The sequence below is a fragment of the Fictibacillus solisalsi genome (assembly GCF_900103485.1).
Taxonomy (GTDB): Bacteria; Bacillota; Bacilli; order Bacillales; family Fictibacillaceae; genus Fictibacillus_C; species Fictibacillus_C solisalsi.
Map to the genome: position 1 here is coordinate 323,674 of NZ_FNHW01000001.1, position 20,266 is coordinate 343,939.

Genomic DNA, 20,266 nt, shown 5'->3' on the forward strand with positions numbered 1-20,266 from the left:
CAGATAGAAAGCGAGTGAAATCTTATGTTTCTGGCATTAAGAGAGATGAAGCATGCGAAAATGCGATACGTGCTGATTGGATTGATTATGGTGCTGATTTCCTTTCTTGTCCTTTTTGTTTCCGGGCTGGCGAAAGGCCTGGCATCAGATAATGCATCATCCATTCAAACCATGAACGCCGATTATGTCGTATTGGATAAACAGTCCGATCAGCGGATCAACCGGTCTCAGCTGACAGATGAACAACTAAAGGAAATTTTGCATTCAACCAATCAAAAACAAAGGACGGAGTTCGGGCTTCAGATGACCACCGTCCAAAAAAACGGAGAGGCCAAGAAAACCGACAGCACGCTTTTTGCGGTGGATCCAAAAGGATTTATCGCACCGCAGTCGATCGATGGACAATCGCTGAAAGAGGGGAATAAGAACGAAGCGGTTGGCGACCTTTCCTTAAAAGACGAAGGTTTTCAGATTGGCGACCGATTGAAGGAGGAAACGACGGGAACGGTTTTAACGCTTATTGGTTTTACTGAAAACCAGTCCTTCAGCCATTCCCCAGTACTTCATGTTTCCTTAAAAACGTGGGAAGCAATGCACGACGGAAAGCAGAGTGTGAACGCTGCTGCGTTAAAAGCGGACAGCGGGAAGGCAAAGGAAATTGAAAAACTCGTACCCGGGGTTGAAGTGATCTCAAAGAACGATGCACTGAAAAGCATCCCGGGCTATAAGGAAGAGCAGGGCTCATTGCTGATGATGATCGTTTTTTTGTTTGTCATCGCAGCCTTTGTCCTCAGTGTGTTCTTTTATGTGATTACGCTTCAAAAGGTGAATCAGTTTGGTGTCTTAAAAGCGATGGGAGCGCAATCGGGCTATCTGTCACGAACCGTCATGTATCAAGTATTATCTCTCACAGTTGTGAGTCTGGCCATTAGTATCCTGCTAACCTTTACCGTATCCCAATTGCTGCCAGCCAGCATGCCATTCCTTCTCAATGTGCCGCTTGTCGCCGGCTGTTCCGTTCTCTTCTTAACAGTCTCAGTCATCGGCTCACTCATCTCGCTGTATCAGGTGATCAAAATCGATGCAACAGAAGCGATAGGGAGGGCGTCATGAAGGAAAATAAACTCACGTTACAGGATGTTAAGAAGACGTTTGGAGACGGCGATCAGCAGGTGGAGGTTTTAAAAGGAATCACGCTTGAGGTCAAAGCAGGAGAATTTGTCGCGGTGGTTGGGCCTTCCGGTTCAGGAAAGAGCACCTTTCTGTCAGTGTCAGGGGCGCTGTTGTCCCCAACGAGCGGACGCATTATGATCGGAAACCAAGACATCAGCACCTTACACGCCAAGGAATTGAATCAGATCCGTCTGAAGAACATCGGATTTGTGTTTCAATCCGCTAACCTTATTCCATACCTGACCGTACGGGACCAGCTCCTGCTGCTCTCTGAACTGGAGCACCAAACTCATAAGGAAGCAGAGAAAAAAGCAGATGGACTGCTTGAACGCCTTGGGCTGCTTCATCGCAAGAATCACTATCCAGAACAGCTTTCAGGTGGGGAACGGCAGCGAACCGCCATCGCCCGGGCATGGATGAACGATCCAGAGATCATTTTAGCGGATGAACCAACCGCAAGTCTGGATTCCGAGCGGGGCCGGACAGTCGTGCAGATGCTTGCGGATGAAGTAAAGCTAAGGGAAAAAGCAGCTATCATGGTCACTCACGACCAGAGGATGCTGGACCTGTGTAATAGAGTGGTCTATATGGAGGATGGCCAGCTGATTTCAAAGCCATCGGTGTAAATATGATTTTACTGAGCGAAATATACAATTAGAGAAAAAAAGCTGCCAAAGAAGGCGGCTTTTTTGTTGAAAGGAAGCCATTTTTTTGCTTAATTAGGGATAGCATGGTGACGGGTGTACATAAACCAAAGAGGTGTTGGGAGGAAGGGAAATGAAAATTATTGAACTTCCGATTGAATTTGAGTTCAATCGACAAAAAAGTTACATCTTTCCCAGTTTAATCGAATTAAACAATGAACTCACTTTGGTCGATACGGGATATCCAGGATTTTTACCTTTAATCGAAAGTGGAATCATGAAAAATGGATATGAAATGATGGATTTAAAGAAGATCATCATTACGCACTATGATGATGATCATATTGGTTCCTTACTAGACTTTAAAGAGAAATTTCCTTGGATTCGCATAATAGCCAGTGAAAAAGAGTCAAGGTACATAAGCGGTGAACAAAAGGCAGAAAGATTAATCCAAGCCGAAGACATGCTGGAACACATGAGAGAGGAAGAAAAGGAATTCGGAAAGTGGTTTATCCAGCAATTAAAAAATGTAAAGCATGTGTCCATTGATGAAAAAGTGAACGATGGGGAGATGATTTTGAACAACACATGTATGGTAGTAGCCACACCAGGTCACACCTCAGGGCACATCTCGTTATATTTTCCAAGGTTAAAAAGTGTCGTTACAGGTGATGCAGCTGTCAATGAGAATAATGAATTAGCCATTGCTAACCCGCACTATTGCTTAGATGTGGAGAAAGCCGAGCAGTCGCTGGCAAAGATAAAAAATCTGAAAGCGGAAACCTACTTTTGTTATCATGGTGGAAAACTAAAAATAGAATCTCAGAATTTTTAGGCATGACACTAATAAAAACATGCATTTTACGTCATCCATTTATAGGGAGGGAGTCAATATATGGCACGTGTTTTGTTTATTAATGCTGGGTCTGAAGGACATATCAATCCGACGGTCGGAGTGGTGCAAGAGCTGATTTCGCGCGGAGAAGAAGTTGTTTATTTTACAGTAGAAACCTTTCGGGACCGTGTAGAGAAGACTGGAGCGACTGTCCTGACATTTGACGGAGAAGCGTTCATCAAAGCCTTTCTCTCGGGAGGGCGAACGTACTTGCTCGAAAGAATCAATGGCCTTTTGCAAACGGCAGATGTTGTAATCCCAAGCGTATTAGAGCAAATTGAAGGGAAGCATTTTGATTACATGATCCATGATTCCATGTTTGGCTGTGGGCGGTTCCTCGCACAAATTCTCAAACTTCCCGCCATTAGTTCATGTACGTCTTTCGCTCATTCAAAAGACTCCTTCGAGCGAATGCTGGAACACCTTTCGAAAGATATCCCACCAAAAACACTGGAAGCGATTCGCGAGGACTGCCGAAACATAACAACTAAATTGAAGGAAAACTATGATGTTGAAATTGGCTCGCCATATGAAGTGTTTTGTAATCCTGCACCATTGACTATTATTTATACGACCAGGGAGTTTCAACCCTCCGGGGACACATTTGATCCTTCTTATAAATTTGTGGGTCCATCCATTTCTCTTCGGTCATCGGAAGAAACCGTTGGCCTATCTGCCATCAAGGGGGAGAATCTCATTTACATATCTCTGGGTACGGTTTTTAACCAAGCCACTGAATTCTACAAACTTTGTTTTGAGGCCTTTGGAGACAGTGCGTATACCGTGATCATGTCCATTGGTCAAAGAACGCAAAAGTCTGCTCTAGGGAGGATTCCGCAAAACTTTACCGTGGAAAATTACGTTCCCCAGACCGAGGTGTTGAAAGAAGCTGATTTATTCATCACCCATGGAGGAATGAATAGTGCCAACGAAGGCTTGTACTACGGAGTACCGTTACTTGTCATTCCACAGAGCGCGGATCAGCCGATGGTTGCTCAACAAGTGGTCAAGAGTGGAGCCGGAAAGAAACTGCTAATGGAACACTTAACAGTGCCTCAACTGCGTGAAACCGCAGATGCCATATTGAAACAGCCCTCTTTTCGCCAGCAGGTCAAGAAGATCAGCGCATCTTTTCAAAAGGCGGGAGGGTATCAGCAAGCGGTAGACGAGATCTTTAAATTTAAAAATGAAAAAGGGATATAACGTTCCAACCGCAATAAAGGCTGACACCAAACTACTCACTTTAATTATCGTGAGCGTTTGGGTCAGCCTCTGTTTTTAATACCATCACACTATCTCGATATAACCTTCCGTTCCATTCACTCGAATGCGCTGTCCATCCTTAATCAACTTCGTGGCATTCTCCACCCCGACCACTGCAGGCAGACCATATTCGCGCGCAATTACGGCTCCATGGGTCATCAGTCCGCCAACTTCGGTGACAAGACCTTTTATCGATACAAACAAGGGAGTCCAGCTGGGATCAGTAAAAGAGGTGACTAAGATATCTCCTTCTTCCAAATCAGCATTTTCCATGCTTATGATAACACGAGCGCGACCCTCGATTACTCCGGTAGAAACAGGCAGACCGGCAATCGCATCGGTCGGGAGATTTTCTCGTTTGTAGTGTCCTGCAGGGATTTCACCATCAGACGTGATCACACGAGGGGGAGTCAGTTTCTCAAATAGTCGATACTCCTCTTTTCGTTTGCGGATGATCTGGTCATCCAATTGGTTTGTGCGCACCACTTCGGACAGTTCTTCAAACGTGAGATAGTAGATATCTTCTTTTTCTTGAAGGACATTCGCTTGTACGAGTTGATCCGCTTGTTTTAGCAAAGCCTGTTTATAAATAAAGTAGCGGTTGACCATGCCATATTTCGGATATTCACGATAACCAATAAAATTCCGGAGGATACGAATCTTTTGTTTTGTCTCTTCTGCCTTTTGTTGACCATCTGTCAGTTGTATCAATCGTTCTACTAACTCTTGTTCTTTTTTCAAGGCTTCCTGTCGTCCTTGCTCAAATCTCCGGCGGCTCTCATTTGGCTCAAAGTTTTTAATATTACTGAGAATCAAGGGGAGAAGTGAAGCAGGTTTTTCGCTCCATCGGTCTCGTGTAATATCGATTTCACCGGCGCATCTCATTCCATACTTACTCAGAAAATCCTGAATGGCATGCCGGGCTTGCTGTCCTCCTTCAACCCCAACCAGTTCATCCAAAAAATCCGCATCTTTAACATGCTGTAAGAACGCAGTGACCTCTGGATAAGGCCGAATTACATCGGCGACATCCAATAAAGCCAGACCCATTTCAGAAGTGACGTTGTGTTGTACAGATTGAGAAAGTGTGTCAGATGCGTTTTTTTCACCCAGCCACTGATCCAATTGCTTATTGAGCCAAGCTGAAGCATCGAAAGCTGCCATAAATACAGCTGTACTTTGTGGATCAAATAAGATTCTCTTTAATTCCTGAATATCTTCCAGAATAAAATCCATTAAATCTGGTCCGGATTTGGCCTGGATGGTGTGTTTTAAATCTTCGATCGATGCCTGGTTTTTCTTGATCAGCTCCGTAACAACGGTCGGGTCATTTTCGTTGGGTGCTGGAACAGGTGGACCAGGTTTCCTTTGACCTTGTGCATTTTCGTCATCTGGTACCGGTTTTATGAAATGTTCCCGCTCGATGACGTTCATCAGGGCATCTTTTAACAACGGATCGTGCTGCCCCATGGCCTGTAAGAAACCATTTTTGCTGCCAGGTGAAGCCAGACGTTGGGTCACATCAACAAATAACCTTCCGCCAGCTTTACGCATCGGGGCAGGAGTGACTAACAGGAAAAACGATAATCCCAATGGTTTGATGGCATCGGTCATCATCTGCTGATGGCCGACCGATATATAGACGCGATTTTCATCATTATCCTCTTCTGGGATGGGGTAAAGCGTCGTAATGGGCCGGCTTTGAACGATGTAGAATGTGTCACCAGCCAGGCACCATTCGATATCCTGCGGGTATGAAAAATAAGCTTCTATTTGTCTGCCAATGTGTGAGAGTTGTAAAATTTGTTGATCTGTAAGGGTTTGAAGGATTTGCTGCTGAGGAGCTATTTGCCGTATTTCTGTTCCACCTTTCTCCAAGGAATAGATGGCCAGTTTTTTTGTTGCGATCATTTTATCCGTAATCTTATCTTCTTTTACTTTATAGTTATCCGCAGATACTAAGCCGGAGACCAGTGCTTCCCCAAGTCCAAAGCTCGCATCAATGGATAACACCTTTCGATTCGATGTGACGGGATCGGCCGTAAATAAAATGCCGGAAGCCTGCGGAAAAATCATTCGCTGCACGATGACAGAGAGAGAAACCTGGCTGTGATCGAATCCGTTTTGCATCCGGTAAATAACGGCACGGTCTGTATACAGAGAGGACCAGCACTTACGGATGTGCCTGAGAATTGCATCACTACCAATGATATTTAAATAGGTGTCATGCTGCCCGGCAAATGAGGCATGCGGGAGATCCTCAGCTGTCGCGCTCGAACGTACAGCATACGCATGATCTTCACCAAACTCGGAAAGACTGCGATGAACAGCTGCTGTCACTTCAGAAGGAATTTCAACTTCCTCAATGATTTGCCGGATGTTTTGGCTGATCTCACTGATATTTTCCTGGTCATTTATTTGAATCAGTGTGAGTTGCTGCAAATGGGTGTGAAACGCTTCGTTTGATTCGAGAGCTTTTTGAAAGGCCTCTGTGGTAACACAGAATCCTTCTGGTACTTGTATTTCTGGGATGTTCGATAATTCCCCTAAATTTAATCCTTTTCCTCCAACGAGCAAAAGCTGGGTTTTTTCGATTTCCTGAAAATTGAGCACATAAGAACTCATTCACATCTCTCCTAACGTCAACGTTTCTTTTAATTTCTTACATCCTTGCTCTGATTATTTTATAGAAAAAATAAACGAATAACAGTCTTATATTATTTTCCTTTATATGGTATGATAAAGATGGGAGATAACATTCAAATATTGATTTGAAGAAAAAACCATACATAAAAACATCTGAGCAGCGAATCAAAATAAGGTTGGGAGCATTTCTTCAATAAGAAGGGATGCTTCCTTTTTGTTAAATGACTTTGTTACATAAAATGAGACGGTGTATGAATTGGAAATCGTAATCAGGTAATAGCTTCCATGGGTATGGTGTAATCCGGCTGACACTAAAAAAGAACGGCCTTAGCAGTCCTTTTACTTTCCTGTATGCCGTTCCAGAAAATCATTGATTTTATAGGTTTCTTTTCCTCCGTATGTATAGCTGAACCCGTAAAGTGAAGCCTGGTTGGCAAGATCGCTCAGGATGCGGTAAAGATAGACGACTGCTCTCGGCTGGTTTTCATTTTTGACTAAATGCTGGAGCTGGTCGATGTTGGAGATGTCTTTTGTGATTTTGGGATCGGGAACGTTAGCGGCAAGCACTCGTAAACTCCTAAAATCGATATCGTTGAACTCGCTCCTGAAAATGGGAATATTTTTGATTTGATGGGCAGATGAAAGATAGCTGATTTGGTTATAGGTTTGTTGAATTTGTTTGGTTAACAGCAGTTCTGAAAAGTAAATGCGTTCTTTATACGGTGTGGGCTTAAGTATGGAGTGGCTTGCCGTGGTATAGAGCATCAGGATGAAACAAGAAATGAGCAGTGTTCCTGTCGTAAGGGAGAGTGTGAGTTTTTTCAATTTGGCTCTTCATCTCCTTCGGTCTCTTTTTTTAAGCCTATCAAGATTACACTTGGAAATCAACTGACAGGCAGGAGTTTTGTCAGGGGTGGCAGGGGCACATGAACCTAAAATAACAACTTATCAAACAAAAAAACAGGGATCCCCAACAAAATGACTATTGTGCAATTTCTGAAAGTATAGTAGTTTATGTTCAATAAGATTTTTAACTGAATAGGTATTTAAAAGTGCTCAAGTGAACCTTGGGATAATAGGGAAACCGGTGCAAATCCGGTGCAGCCCCCGCTACTGTAAGCATGGATGAACTGTCGATATAGCCACTGGCCAAGTGCTGGGAAGGTGACAGGTTCAGGTGATGTGTGAGCCAGGAAACCTGCTTTTAAATGAGTCATACAATTCTCGGAGGGAGGATGACGTCGTTTCTATCGTGCAATATAATCCATGGCGTAAAATGGTTTACATTCGCAGTTACAGGGTGGCCACGTGTCAATCAACCTTCCGTTTCCGTTGTTTCATTAACGGGATTTCCTAAAGGGGGCTGACATGAGAGGCCGCCTTTTTTGTGTGGAAAAAAAGTAGAGGAAGTGATGTTATGACGACGTGGAACCTGAACGGAACGATGCGCCATGTGCTCATCTGCAACGGATCCAGCTGTATGAGAAAAGGCGGGGAAGAAGTGACACAGGCAATTCGGGAGGAAATTAAGAAGCAAGAGCTTGACCGGCAGGTGCACACAACACGGACCCGCTGCAACGGACGGTGCAAGGATGCCTGTGTGGCGATCGTTTATCCGGAAGGAACATGGTACAGCGTGCCGGATGAACAGGCAGCAAGGGAGCTCGTTACCAGCCATTTCGCATTGGGAGAAAAGATAAAAAAACATGTGATTTACGAATATGGCGAAGAAGGCTTCTGTCTGGAAGCAGAAAACGGCTGGACAACCGGCATTGAGAAAGTGAAGGAAAAGGAGATCGTGAAATAACCGATTAATGATTGTTATGAAATACATACGAAAATAGTAATGCTTGGCCTTTATGAAAAGCAAGTATGAAGGAGGTTTTTGACATGAAAGGAAAGCTGCTCATCATCGGATTCGGACCGGGAAGCTATGACCACATTACCGAACGGGCAAAGCAGGCGATTGGGGAAAGTGACTGTATTGTCGGCTATAAAACGTATGTGGAACTCATCAGCGGCCTGATCACCGACCAGAAAATCATCAGTACTGGCATGTCCGAGGAAGTCAGCCGGGCTCAGGCGGCTGTGAAAATGGCCGAAGAAGGACAAAAGGTGGCGGTCATCTCGAGCGGGGATGCCGGCGTTTATGGGATGAGCGGACTCGTATACGAGGTGCTCGTGGAAAAAGGCTGGAAGGAAGCTACTGGGGTGGAAGTGGAAGTGATTCCGGGGATCTCGGCGATTAATTCCTGTGCATCTCTTCTGGGCGCTCCTGTCATGCATGATGCGTGTACGATCAGCTTAAGTGATCACTTGACACCTTGGAAGCTGATTGAAAAACGCATTGAAGCCGCGGCACAGGCGGATTTCGTCATCGCTTTTTATAACCCGAAAAGCGGAAGACGCACGAGACAAATCGTTGAGGCGCAAAAAATTTTACTTCGGCATCGTTCACCGGAAACACCGGTCGGCCTCGTGAAAAGTGCATACCGTGACCGGGAGAGTGTGGTGATCACGAACCTCCAGGACATGCTCAATCATGACATCGGCATGCTGACGACAGTCATCGTCGGAAACACGCAAACCTTTTTGTATGACGAAAACAAGCTTATTACACCACGAGGGTACCAGCGGAAATACACGCTGAATACGGAAAAGCAGCGATTACGGCCACATGAACGCCTGCGTAAGGAAAACGAACCATGGGCACTGCCGGACGAAGAACCGGTAAGTGAAAAGGCAGAAACTCAAGTTAGCGCCCTTCAGCTCGCTAACGAAGCGCTAGCTCTTGCGACCGGTAAGCAGGAGGAAGTGACTGCGGAAGCTATCATTCCATCACGAGTTGAATCCATTCTGGAATTTGGGGTGAGTCCTGGCCTTGTGAACAAGAAATTTACGGCAAAACAGCTCCTGACCTTAGCCGAAGTGGTAGGGGAGCACGGAGAGATGGAGTACACGCCTCATCATCAAATCAAGGTGCAGCTGTCGACGGACGAGCCGGAACATGTCACAGAAAAGCTGAAAGCAGAAGGCTTCCTGCTGCTTCCTGCGGGGGATGTCCTCCAGATTAAGGCGTGTGACTTCTGTGACGGTGAAAAGTATGATTCCATTCCGTATGTGGAACAGCTGCAGGAAGAACTTGGCGGACGGCCGCTTCCAAAGGAATTGAAGCTTGGGTTTAATGGCTGCGGAATGGCTTGCTATGGTGGTGTTCAAGAGGATATCGGCATCGTGTTCCGCAAAGGCAAATTCGATCTGTTCCTTGGAGGCAAGCCGCTCAGCCGGACCGCGCACTCTGCCCAGCCGGTGATGGAAGGAATCGAACCGGATCAGCTGGTGGGTATCGTTACAGGCATTATTCAGGAATATGAGGACAAAGGGCATCCAAATGAGCGGTTCTTTAAGTTCTTTAAGCGGGTGCAAGAAGTTGGCGGCTTCAAACACAGAGACATGGCTCCGGTTATTCAACTTGAACCGGCGCCATGCGGAGATTAAGGAGGAAAACAATGAAAGCAATTTTAATGGTTGGGCATGGCAGCCGGGATCCAGAAGGCAATGAACAGGTTCGCACCTTTATCGACGAAATACGGACAAAAGTGGATTCCGAATTGCTCGTCGAAACGTGTTTTCTCGAGTTTGAGAGGCCTGGTATTCATGAAGGTATTGAGAGTTGTGTACAAAAAGGCGCCACTTCGGTAGCCGTGGTGCCGATCATGCTGCTTCCGGCAGGGCACTCCAAGATTCACATTCCAGCAGCCATTGATGAGGCGAAGGAAAAATATCCGCATATTACTTTTTCGTACGGCCGGCCGATCGGTATCCATGAAGCGGCACTCGATATTTTGACTCACCGTCTTGAGGAGATTGGAGAAGATACCGCATCTCCCGATGAGGACACTGCTGTCATTTTTCTCGGGCGTGGAGGCAGTGATCCGGACGCCAATAGTGATTTGTACAAGATTACGAGACTGCTGTGGGAGCGTCTAAATTACAAGATTATTGAACCTTCCTTTATGGGAGTGACCGATCCGCTGGTTGCCGAAGGAGTGGAGCGATGCATCAAGCTCGGCGCCAAAAAGGTTATCATCCTTCCGTACTTTCTATTTACCGGTATCCTGATCAACCGTCTCGAGAAGATGGTGGAGGATTTCAAACAGCAGTATTCAGAACATGAATTCCAGCTGGCGCAGTATTTCGGTTTTCATCCGGATCTTCAGAAAATCCTGATCGACCGGATGGAAGAGGTACTGCAGGGAGAAGTAAAAATGAACTGCGATACATGCCAGTACCGTCTGGACGCGATGGAGCATATCGGCCACCACCATCATCATGATCACGATCATAGTCATGGGCATCATCACCACCATAGTCATGATCATTCCCATGAGCCGGAGGAGCAGAAGGTATGATTCTTTTTCTTGCGGGAACGAGTGATGCACGGGAGCTTGCAATCACCATAAAAGAAGCGGGCTACCCGCTTCTTGCCACAGTGGTCACGGAAAATGCAGCGCTGGAGCTCCGAAAGAATGGATTGAATGTACATACGGGCCGGCTCAATCAAGAGGAAATCGGAAATTTTATTGAACAGTACGGCGTTACGATGGTAGTGGATGCGTCCCATCCGTTTGCCGAGGAAGCGAGCAAGAATGCGATGGCAGGGGCAAGGGAAAAAGGTGTTCTTTACCTCCGCTATGAGCGGGACCGGCAGGATTATGAGCATAAGCATCTTCAGGCAGCCGACACGTATGAAGATGCGGCAGAAAAAGCGGGAGAGCTTGGCGGCGTTATCATGCTGACGACCGGCAGCAAGACCCTTCAGATTTTTACCGAAAAATTGCTGCATCAGACCAATGTTACCCTGATTGCACGCATGCTGCCGAGAAAAGACAATATGGAAAAATGCGAACAGCTTGGCTTTCCGCAAAAGAATATCGTGGCCATTCAAGGGCCGTTCACAAAAGACTTCAACAAAGCTTTGTTTCAGCAGTTCAAGGTGGATGTAATGATCACCAAGGAAAGCGGCAAACAGGGAGCCGTGGATGAGAAAGTGGAAGCGGCACTCGAGATGGGGATTCAGGTGGTCATGATCAAACGGCCGAAAATCGTCTATGAAAATCAGTACTCAAATTTTGAAGATATCTTGCAGCATATTTCGCGGGAATGGAGAGGAGTTTTAGCATGAGCATGATGGATTTTAAAACGGAGTTTAAACCAACCACGGTTCAGCCTCAGCAAATTGAAGGAAGAAGCTTTGAAATGATTGATGAAGAAATCGGCCCGCATCCTTATACGGAGGAGCAATATCCGATTGTTCGCCGTGTCATTCACGCTTCGGCGGATTTTGAGCTCGGCAAAAGCTTGGTCTTTCATCCGGACGCTGTACAGGCAGGAATCCAGGCAATCCGAGACGGCAAGAAAGTCGTGGCCGATGTGCAGATGGTTCAGGTGGGTGTGAGCAAGAACCGCATCGAAAAACACGGGGGAGAAGTGAAGGTGTACATCTCAGATCCGGATGTGATGGAAGAGGCGAAAAGGCTGAACACAACCCGTGCGATCATCTCCATGCGCAAAGCGATCAAGGAAGCGGATGGCGGCATTTTCGCCATCGGTAACGCGCCAACTGCGCTTTTGGAGCTGATTCGTCTCGTGAAGGAAGGAGAAGCAAAGCCAGGTCTGGTGATCGGTCTGCCGGTTGGTTTCGTTTCGGCTGCAGAGTCGAAGGAAGAATTGGCGAAGCTTGATATTCCTTTTATTACGAATGTGGGCCGCAAGGGCGGAAGTACCGTTACGGTGGCCGCGCTGAATGCGATTTCCCTTCTTGCTGAACAGGTATAACCATGAAAAGCAAGACACCAGAAAAGGAAAAGAAAAACCTCCGGCAGGGCTACACGACTGGAGCCTGTGCCACGGCCGCCACTAAGGCGGCGCTGACGGCTCTTATTACTGGTGAGCCGCAGAGCGAGGCAACCATCTACCTGCCGGCCAAGAAGTTCGCCACGTTTCAGATGGACAGCTGCATCCTGAAGGGTGAATCGGTGGAAACCGGAACGATCAAGGATGCCGGTGATGATCCCGACGCGACCCACCGGGCGCTGATCAAGTCAGAGGTTTCGTGGGTACAGGAACCCGGAATCATCCTCGACGGGGGAATTGGCGTCGGCCGGGTGACCAAGGAGGGTCTTCCGGTCGCTGTTGGCGAGGCGGCAATCAATCCGGTGCCGCGGAAAATGATCCATGAAACGGCAAAAGAGGTGCTGGAATCCTTCGGGATAAAGCAGGGCATCAAGATCGTCATCTCCGTTCCGGATGGGGAAGAAATCGCAAAGAAAACCTTAAATGGCCGGCTGGGCATTATCGGCGGCATTTCCATCCTTGGAACCCGGGGCATCGTCATCCCGTTTTCCTCTGCTGCTTACAAAGCAAGCATCGTTCAGGCGATTTCGGTTGCAAAGGCAAGCGGATGCAGGCATGTCGTCATTACGACAGGCGGACGAAGCGAGAAGTATGGTATTAAGGAATACCCGGCATTACCGGAAGAAGCCTTCATCGAAATGGGAGACTTTGTCGGCTTTACCCTCAAGGAGTGCAAGCGGCAGGGAATGGAACGCGTTTCGATGGTCGGCATGATGGGCAAGTTTTCAAAGGTTGCACAGGGTGTCATGATGGTCCACTCCAAGAGTGCGCCGATCGACTTCAACTTTTTGGCCGGGGTAGCAGAGCGGGCTGGCGCAACGCCTGATTTGGTAGCGCAGGCCAGGGAAGCGAACACGGCTTCCCAGGTTGGTGAACTGATGGCGGCAAACGGCGTGAACGCATTTTTCGATGAGCTCTGTGCGAGTTGCTGCGAGAATGCGCTTAACGAGATAAAAGGCGGGCTGTCGGTAGCCACCAGCCTGTACACGTTAAAGGGAGAGTTTTTAGGAAAGGCGGAAGTAGAATGACACGTATTCAAGTAATCGGCATCGGGGATGGCGGAAGCAGCGATCTTCTTCCAAACAGCCAGCAGATGATCCAGGAAAGTGAACTGCTCATCGGCGGAGAACGGCAGCTTGCTTTTTTTCCGGAGTATGAAGGTGAGAAGCTCGTCATTAAGGGCGGATTGAAAGACCTCGCCCAGCGGCTAAAGCAGGAAGAGAAAAAGACGGTGGTGCTCGCTTCCGGTGATCCGCTTTTTTACGGGATCGGAAGCTATCTTTCCAAACACGTGGAGGTCGAGATCCATCCGTACCTCAGTTCCGTTCAGCTGGCTTTTTCCAGGATGAACGAAAGCTGGCAGGATGCCCATGTGGTCAGTGTTCATGGCCGGAGCATGAAGGGGCTCGCACAGAAAATCGATGGACGGAAAAAGGTGGCGCTTCTCACCGATCGGGAGAATTCACCAGCGGAGATCGCCAAGTACCTCCTTCACTTTGAGATGACCGAATATACTGCATTTGTGGCGGAAAATCTCGGTGGGGCGGAAGAGCGGTGCACAGCGATGACGCTCGGGGAAATGGCATCTTGGGAAGGCTCTTCTCTGAACGTCGTCATTTTAAAACAGGAGCAGCCGGGACCATCCTGGCATTTTGGCATTGAAGACCGTGAATTCTCACAGCGGAAGCCGGAAAAAGGGCTGATCACGAAAAAGGAGATCCGGACGCTGAGCCTTGGTGCCCTGGCTCTTAAGGAAGCCAGCATTGTCTGGGACATTGGCATCTGTACCGGATCTGTTGCCATTGAAGCGGCTAAGCTCGCCCGTGAAGGAGCGGTATACGGCATCGAGAAGAATGAACATGATTTAGTGAACTGTTATGAAAACATGAAGAAGTTTCGTGCCGACCTGACCGTCGTGCAGGGTAAGGCTCCCGAGCGGCTTGAGGAGTTCCCTGATCCGGATGCGGTTTTTATTGGAGGAACAGCAGGGGATATGAACGGCATCCTCGATGTTTGCTGCAGCAGGCTGAAAGAAAACGGCCGGATTGTCCTGAATGCGGTAACGATCGAGAACCTCGCACAGGCGGTTGACGGCTTTAAACAGCGAAGCTATGAAACCTCCATTACGCTTGCTCAGGTGTCCAGAAGCAAGCCGATTTTAAATTTAACAAGATTCGATGCATTGAATCCGATCTATATCATAACGGCTACGAGAAAGGAAGACTAATATGGTTGGAACATTATACGGCCTTGGCGTCGGTCCGGGAGATCCGGAGCTTTTGACCGTCAAAGCCTTTCGCAAACTGAAGGAATCCCCGGTCATCGCCTATCCGAAAAAGAGAAAAGGCACGAAAAGCTATGCCCACCGCATTGTGGATGTGTATTTGAACCAGGAGGAAAAAGAGATGCTCGGCCTCGTGTTTCCGATGACAAAGGATCCCGTTATCCTTGAGCGCGAGTGGTCCAGCACAGTGGAGCAGGTGTACGAAAAGCTGAGCGAAGGAAAAGACGTGGCTTTTGTGACCGAAGGGGATCCTCTTTTGTACAGTACGTTTATACATATGATGAACATGATGAAAGAACGCCATCCTGATGTGGCGATCCGTACCGTTCCCGGCATTTCCTCGATCAACGGCACGGCCTCGGCTCTCGGGCTTGCCCTTGCTGAGGGAGACGAGCATGTGGCGATCATACCTGCAAGAGACGACTATGAAACCATGAAAAAAGCGATTGTGGAAAACGACTGCATCTTTTTCATCAAAGTCGCCAAGGTCATGCCGCTCATGCTGAAGATCCTGCGTGAACTGGATCTGATGGATAAGGCGCAGGTGGTAACGAAGGTCACGTCAGAGGATGAAGTCATCTGGGATATCAACGAGCTCGATCATGCTGAGCTTGAATACTTAACATTGATGGTGGTGAGAAAATAATGAAGGTAACAATTATTGGAGCGGGCCCTGGGGATCCGGATTTGATTACGGTTAAAGGGCTGAAGGCGATGCAGGAGGCGGATGTCGTCATGTACGCCGATTCCCTCGTGAGCGAGGAACTGATTCAGCGGGCAGGTGACCATGCAGAAATCATCAAAACAGCCGGGATGCATCTGGAAGAGATGGTGGAGTCCATGGCTTCTTTTGTAAAGGAAGGAAAAAAGGTTGCGCGTGTGCATACCGGGGATCCTGCCGTTTACGGGGCAACCCTCGAGCAGATCACGCTCCTAAAAGAAAGGAACATTGAGGTGGACATCATTCCCGGTGTGAGTTCTGTATTCGCATCGGCTGCAGCGGTTGGAGCTGAACTGACGGTTCCTGATTTGACCCAGACGGTGATTTTAACGAGGGCAGAAGGGCGCACGAAAATGCCGGAGCGGGAAAAGTTGAAGGATCTCGCAAGCCATCATTGCACCGTTGCCCTGTTCTTGAGCGCGACGTTAACGAAGAAGATCGTCAACGAGTTTTACGCAGCTGGATGGAGCGAGGACACACCGGTGGCTGCGGTTTATAAGGCAACCTGGCCGGACCAGAAAATCGTACGGACGACGCTCGAGCATCTGGACGAGGACCTGAAGAACAACGGCATGCGCAAGCAGGTGATGATCCTTGCGGGCTGGGCACTCGATGAAAACATCCACGAAAAAGACTTCCGCTCCAAGCTCTATGACAAGACCTTCACTCACGGTTTCCGAAAAGGGGTACCGTCATGACCTATCTTCTCGAAGAAAAAGTGGAGCCGCCGATTAAGACGTTCCATGATTATGCGCTCGTTGCGATCACCAAGCATGGCGTGACCCTGGCAAGAGAGCTGCAGAAAACGTTTGGTGGGACAGATTTGTATTACATGAAAAAGTTTGAAAAGGGCGATGAAGCAGAAAAGAACATTCAACTGTTTGAAGGCAGTGTGCGCTTGCTCCTGCCTTCTCTTTTCAAACACTACAAAGGCATCATCCTCATTATTTCGTTGGGTGCGGTCGTCCGCATGATCGCTCCGATCTTAAAAGACAAAAAGACCGACCCAGGTGTCGTGGTGATCGACGATAAAGGACAGTATGTGATTTCAGTACTTTCCGGCCATCTGGGCGGGGCGAACGAGCTGACAAAAGAAGTTGCCGCACTTCTTGGTGCCCAGCCGGTTATCACCACCGCCTCCGATGTGCAAAAAACGATTCCGGTGGATCTCTTCGGCAAACGGTTTGGCTGGGAGTGGGAATCAGCGGAAAAACTGACGCCAGTCTCCGCTTCCGTTGTCAACGAAGAGCGGGTCGCCATCGTTCAGGAGTCAGGAGAGCGCGGCTGGTGGGAGCATGACCGCCCGCTGCCGGGAAATTTCACGTGTTATTCCAAGATAGAAGAAGCATTGCAGCATGTGCATGATGCGGCACTGGTCATCACACACCGGAACCTGGAGCCGAAGGAGGAAGAGATTTTACGAAACGGAGTATTGTACCGGCCGAAAGTAATTGTGCTCGGTATGGGCTGCAACCGGGGCACCCCCGCTCAGGAAATACAGGCGGTGATCCAGGAAACGCTGGATGAGCTCGGATTCTCCATCAAAAGCGTGAAAGGAATCGCCACCATTGACCTGAAGAAAGACGAAGAAGGATTGCTCGAGACCGTATCGAAGTATAACTGGAACTTGACCTGCTTTCGTCCAGAGGAACTGAATGCCATTGATATCAAGGAGCCTTCTGAAACGGTGTACAAATACACGGGCGCTTATGGCGTGAGTGAGCCGGCAGCAAGGCTAGAGAGCGGAGCCGAAACACTGGAACTGGTAAAAAAGAAATCCGGAAACGTGACGATTTCTGTTGCGGTTATTCCATTTCAATAGAAAAAACTGGAGATGAAGAGCATGAGCGAACGAAGAATTGTAATCGCCGGGACAGGGAGCGGTGTAGGGAAAACCACGCTGACCATCGGCCTGATGAGCGCTTTGCAGAAGCGGGGCTATGAAGTACAGGGCTTCAAGTGCGGGCCGGATTACATCGATCCGACATATCATACGGCAGTCACCGGCCGGGTCTCCCGGAACCTCGACAGCTGGATGCTGCCAGAGAATGTCGTGAAAGAGGTGTTCAAAAGGGGAAGCGAGGGCGCAGACATTTCCATCATCGAGGGCGTAATGGGCTTTTATGATGGAAAAGACCCAAGATCCAACCGAGGAAGTACAGCGGAAATCGGTATGATCACTGAGAGTCCGGTTCTGCTCGTCGTCAATTGTGCGAGCATGGCGAGAAGCGCGGCCGCGATTGTCAAAGGCTTTCAGATGCTCGCCGAGGGACCGAACATCGTGGGTGTCATCGCCAACCAGGTGGGTTCGAAAGGCCACTTTGAACTGGTGAAAACCGCGATTGAACAGGAATGCGATGTGCCGGTCATCGGGTATCATGAGCGGAACGAGGAGCTCTACATCCCCGAACGCCATCTGGGATTGATTCCGTCCATCGAGCGCGGCGACCTGGACCCGTTTTTTCAGAAGCTCGGGACACTCGTTGAAGCCACGATCGATCTTGATCACCTCATGAAAGTGGCGGAAGCGCCTCGGATTGAAGTGGTAGCCCAAGGCTCCCTTTTTCAAAAAAGAGAAACAGGACCTGTGAAGATTGCCGTTGCGAAGGATGCGGCCTTTAACTTTTATTATCAAGATAATCTGGATCTGCTGGAGGCATACGGTGCAGAGCTGCAGTTCTTCTCGCCGTTAAACGGAGAGACCGTGCCACAGGATGCGCAGGGCCTTTATTTAGGCGGAGGTTTCCCGGAAGAATTTGCACAGGAGCTCGCCGAACAAACGGCGGTTCGAGCATCCGTTAAAGAGGCGATCGAACGCGGGGTGCCAACCCTCGCGGAGTGCGGCGGATTCATGTACCTGACCAAGGAGCTTGAAACGTCTGATGGAGAAGTGCATCAGATGGCAGGCATTATCCCGGGAAGAGCAGTCATGCATACGAAGCGGGTGGCGCTCGGCTACCGGGAGATCAAAGGCAAATCCGGCAACTATCTGCTTAAAGAAGGCGATACGGCCAAGGGCCACGAGTTTCATTACTCCACCTTTCAAGCAGAAGAAGAGATTCCTTATGCTTTTGAGACAAAGGGCATGAGAGGGGTAAAAGACGAAGGCTATATGAAAGGAAACCTCATCGCGGGCTATACGCATTTCCATTTCGCTTCGTTCCCGTCTATGGCTGAAAACTGGATTAAACAATGTCAGGAGAACAAACAGCATGTCTAAGCCTTTTTCACTCATGATCCAGGGTACGCATTCGGATGCCGGAAAGAGTGTGATCACGACCGCGTTCTGCCGGATTTTCGCCCAGGACGGCCATCGAACCGCTCCGTTCAAATCCCAGAACATGGCATTGAACTCGTATGTAACGGTTGACGGCAAAGAAATCGGACGGGCACAGGGTGTCCAGGCGGAAGCATCCGGTGTGGAAGCGACGACTGATATGAATCCCATCCTCATCAAGCCGAGCCGGGAAAACGACGCGCAGATTGTCGTCCACGGCAAACCGTTTCAGAACATGAACGCATTTGACTACCGCAAGTCCTTTTATGAGATGGGGCGCGGCCTGATCAAGGGCTCGCTCGCCGCCCTCTATGAGCAGTATGATTGTGTTGTGATTGAAGGAGCGGGAAGTCCTGCTGAGGTGAACCTGAATGACCGGGAAATCGTCAACATGTCGGTGGCCAGGATGGCTGACGCGCCCGTCATCCTTGTCGGTGATATTGAAAAAGGCGGTGTGTTCGCGAGCCTTGTCGGTACACTTCAGCTCTTAGAGGAAAAAGACCGGGAGCGGATCATCGGGGTCATCATCAACAAGTTCCGCGGTGATTTGTCACTGCTGAAATCCGGGCTGGACTGGTTTGAGGAATACAGCGGCAAGCCGGTCCTCGGCGTGATTCCTTACCTGCCAGGCCTAAATATCGAAGCAGAAGACTCGGTCGTTTTGCAACGCTATCGTACACAACGGGATGAAACAAAGGGCCTGGATATCGCAGTCATTCAATACCCGAGGATTTCAAACTTTACGGACATCGATCCTTTTTTTGCCGAAGACGATTGTTCGGTCCGCTTTGTCACCACTGCCGGCCAGCTCGGACAGCCTGACCTCATCATCCTGCCCGGCAGCAAGAACACCATCGAAGACCTTCTCTTTTTAAAAGAAACCGGGCTGTTTGAGAGAATCCAGAAAAGTGAAGCCAAGATCGTCGGCATCTGCGGTGGCTACCAGATGCTCGGGGTGTCGGTCAGTGATCCGGAGGCAGTGGAAACCCCGCATGAAACCGAAGCAGGGCTGTGTTTATTGCCCATCGAAACGGTGATGGCTATCGAAAAAACAACCGTTCGGTCACAGGGAACCGCTACATTTAATGGAAAGGAATTTGACATTGAAGGCTATGAAATCCATATGGGACGATCTTCCTCCACGGAAAGGTCTCCATTCATGGAAACCGGACATGGACTAACGGATGGGGCTAAAAGCAAGGACGAGCGCATCATCGGTACATACTTTCACGGGTTGTTCCATAATGACGAGTTCAGGAGTACTTTATTGAATTCCATCAGAAAAGTGAAACAACAGGAAGAACAAACGGAAATTATAAGGTATAATGACTTAAAAGAAGAAAGCTTTGATACGCTGGCTGATCATGTGCGCAAACATGTGGATCTTGCTGCGATATATAAAGAAATGGAGAGATACAGTGAGCGGCGCATGCCGGTCTAGAGAGGT

General features: G+C 48.5%; 18 protein-coding genes and 1 riboswitch. Of the genes, 16 read left to right on the top strand and 2 right to left on the bottom strand.

All coding sequences use genetic code 11. The annotated features are described in order from the left end of the window. The first annotated feature begins 24 nt into the window (after nucleotides 1-24). The 4 genes from BLT53_RS01660 (at nucleotide 25) to BLT53_RS01675 (ending at nucleotide 3,915) form a co-directional block, all read left to right on the top strand. Nucleotides 25-1,113 carry an ABC transporter permease gene (locus tag BLT53_RS01660; RefSeq protein ID WP_090232285.1) on the top strand — a complete coding sequence of 363 codons (1,089 nt, stop codon included), beginning with the start codon at nucleotides 25-27 and terminating at the stop codon, nucleotides 1,111-1,113. Continuing rightward, nucleotides 1,110-1,799 (top strand): ABC transporter ATP-binding protein, encoded by a 690-nt coding sequence (locus BLT53_RS01665; RefSeq protein WP_090232286.1) that lies wholly within the window; start codon nucleotides 1,110-1,112, stop codon nucleotides 1,797-1,799. Before BLT53_RS01660 ends, BLT53_RS01665 begins: the two co-directional genes overlap by 4 nt. Before the next feature lie 151 nt (nucleotides 1,800-1,950). Then, nucleotides 1,951-2,652 (top strand): MBL fold metallo-hydrolase, encoded by a 702-nt coding sequence (locus BLT53_RS01670; protein ID WP_090232288.1) that lies wholly within the window; start codon nucleotides 1,951-1,953, stop codon nucleotides 2,650-2,652. A gap of 60 nt (nucleotides 2,653-2,712) precedes the next feature. Then, complete coding sequence (locus tag BLT53_RS01675) at nucleotides 2,713-3,915, top strand: macrolide family glycosyltransferase (protein WP_090232290.1); 1,203 nt, start codon at nucleotides 2,713-2,715, stop codon at nucleotides 3,913-3,915. 84 nt (nucleotides 3,916-3,999) lie between these two features. Here the strand turns inward: BLT53_RS01675 and ppsA are convergent, their stop codons facing one another. Next, nucleotides 4,000-6,600 carry a phosphoenolpyruvate synthase gene (ppsA, locus tag BLT53_RS01680; protein WP_090232292.1) on the bottom strand — a complete coding sequence of 867 codons (2,601 nt, stop codon included), beginning with the start codon at nucleotides 6,598-6,600 and terminating at the stop codon, nucleotides 4,000-4,002. Nucleotides 6,601-6,960: 360 nt separating this feature from the next. Next, complete coding sequence (locus BLT53_RS01685) at nucleotides 6,961-7,446, bottom strand: hypothetical protein (protein ID WP_090232293.1); 486 nt, start codon at nucleotides 7,444-7,446, stop codon at nucleotides 6,961-6,963. A 208-nt stretch (nucleotides 7,447-7,654) separates the two neighbouring features. Next, nucleotides 7,655-7,841, top strand: a riboswitch (cobalamin riboswitch). Nucleotides 7,842-8,038: 197 nt separating this feature from the next. Between BLT53_RS01685 and BLT53_RS01690 the strand changes: the two genes are divergently transcribed. From BLT53_RS01690 to BLT53_RS01745, 12 genes are all read left to right on the top strand, one after another. Beyond that, entirely contained in the window at nucleotides 8,039-8,428 is a 390-nt protein-coding gene (locus tag BLT53_RS01690) for a (2Fe-2S) ferredoxin domain-containing protein (protein ID WP_090232295.1), read from the top strand. Nucleotides 8,429-8,511: 83 nt separating this feature from the next. Next, complete coding sequence (cobJ, locus tag BLT53_RS01695; protein ID WP_090232297.1) at nucleotides 8,512-10,119, top strand: precorrin-3B C(17)-methyltransferase; 1,608 nt, start codon at nucleotides 8,512-8,514, stop codon at nucleotides 10,117-10,119. An 11-nt stretch (nucleotides 10,120-10,130) separates the two neighbouring features. Further along, the gene (locus BLT53_RS01700) at nucleotides 10,131-11,033 is read left to right on the top strand and encodes a sirohydrochlorin chelatase (protein WP_090232299.1); all 903 of its coding nucleotides are present in this window, start codon (nucleotides 10,131-10,133) and stop codon (nucleotides 11,031-11,033) included. Continuing rightward, nucleotides 11,030-11,806, top strand: coding sequence for a precorrin-6A reductase (cobK, locus tag BLT53_RS01705; RefSeq protein WP_090232300.1), 777 nt, complete (start codon nucleotides 11,030-11,032; stop codon nucleotides 11,804-11,806). Before BLT53_RS01700 ends, cobK begins: the two co-directional genes overlap by 4 nt. A 5-nt stretch (nucleotides 11,807-11,811) precedes the next feature. Continuing rightward, nucleotides 11,812-12,459, top strand: coding sequence for a precorrin-8X methylmutase (locus BLT53_RS01710; RefSeq protein WP_090236628.1), 648 nt, complete (start codon nucleotides 11,812-11,814; stop codon nucleotides 12,457-12,459). Nucleotides 12,460-12,461: 2 nt separating this feature from the next. Further along, the gene (locus tag BLT53_RS01715; RefSeq protein WP_090232302.1) at nucleotides 12,462-13,565 is read left to right on the top strand and encodes a cobalt-precorrin-5B (C(1))-methyltransferase; all 1,104 of its coding nucleotides are present in this window, start codon (nucleotides 12,462-12,464) and stop codon (nucleotides 13,563-13,565) included. Then, nucleotides 13,562-14,764 (top strand): precorrin-6y C5,15-methyltransferase (decarboxylating) subunit CbiE, encoded by a 1,203-nt coding sequence (cbiE, locus tag BLT53_RS01720; protein ID WP_090232303.1) that lies wholly within the window; start codon nucleotides 13,562-13,564, stop codon nucleotides 14,762-14,764. The genes BLT53_RS01715 and cbiE overlap by 4 nt, the downstream gene beginning before the upstream one ends. A 1-nt stretch (nucleotide 14,765) precedes the next feature. Then, the gene (cobI, locus tag BLT53_RS01725; RefSeq protein ID WP_090232305.1) at nucleotides 14,766-15,467 is read left to right on the top strand and encodes a precorrin-2 C(20)-methyltransferase; all 702 of its coding nucleotides are present in this window, start codon (nucleotides 14,766-14,768) and stop codon (nucleotides 15,465-15,467) included. Further along, entirely contained in the window at nucleotides 15,467-16,240 is a 774-nt protein-coding gene (gene cobM / locus BLT53_RS01730) for a precorrin-4 C(11)-methyltransferase (protein WP_170834193.1), read from the top strand. The genes cobI and cobM overlap by 1 nt, the downstream gene beginning before the upstream one ends. Continuing rightward, nucleotides 16,237-17,364, top strand: coding sequence for a cobalt-precorrin 5A hydrolase (locus BLT53_RS01735; protein ID WP_090232308.1), 1,128 nt, complete (start codon nucleotides 16,237-16,239; stop codon nucleotides 17,362-17,364). Before cobM ends, BLT53_RS01735 begins: the two co-directional genes overlap by 4 nt. Nucleotides 17,365-17,385: 21 nt before the next feature. Continuing rightward, nucleotides 17,386-18,762, top strand: a complete 1,377-nt coding sequence (locus BLT53_RS01740; protein ID WP_090232309.1) for a cobyrinic acid a,c-diamide synthase CobB — start codon at nucleotides 17,386-17,388, stop codon at nucleotides 18,760-18,762. Next, the gene (locus BLT53_RS01745) at nucleotides 18,755-20,260 is read left to right on the top strand and encodes a cobyric acid synthase (protein ID WP_090232311.1); all 1,506 of its coding nucleotides are present in this window, start codon (nucleotides 18,755-18,757) and stop codon (nucleotides 20,258-20,260) included. The genes BLT53_RS01740 and BLT53_RS01745 overlap by 8 nt, the downstream gene beginning before the upstream one ends. Nucleotides 20,261-20,266: the final 6 nt, after the last annotated feature.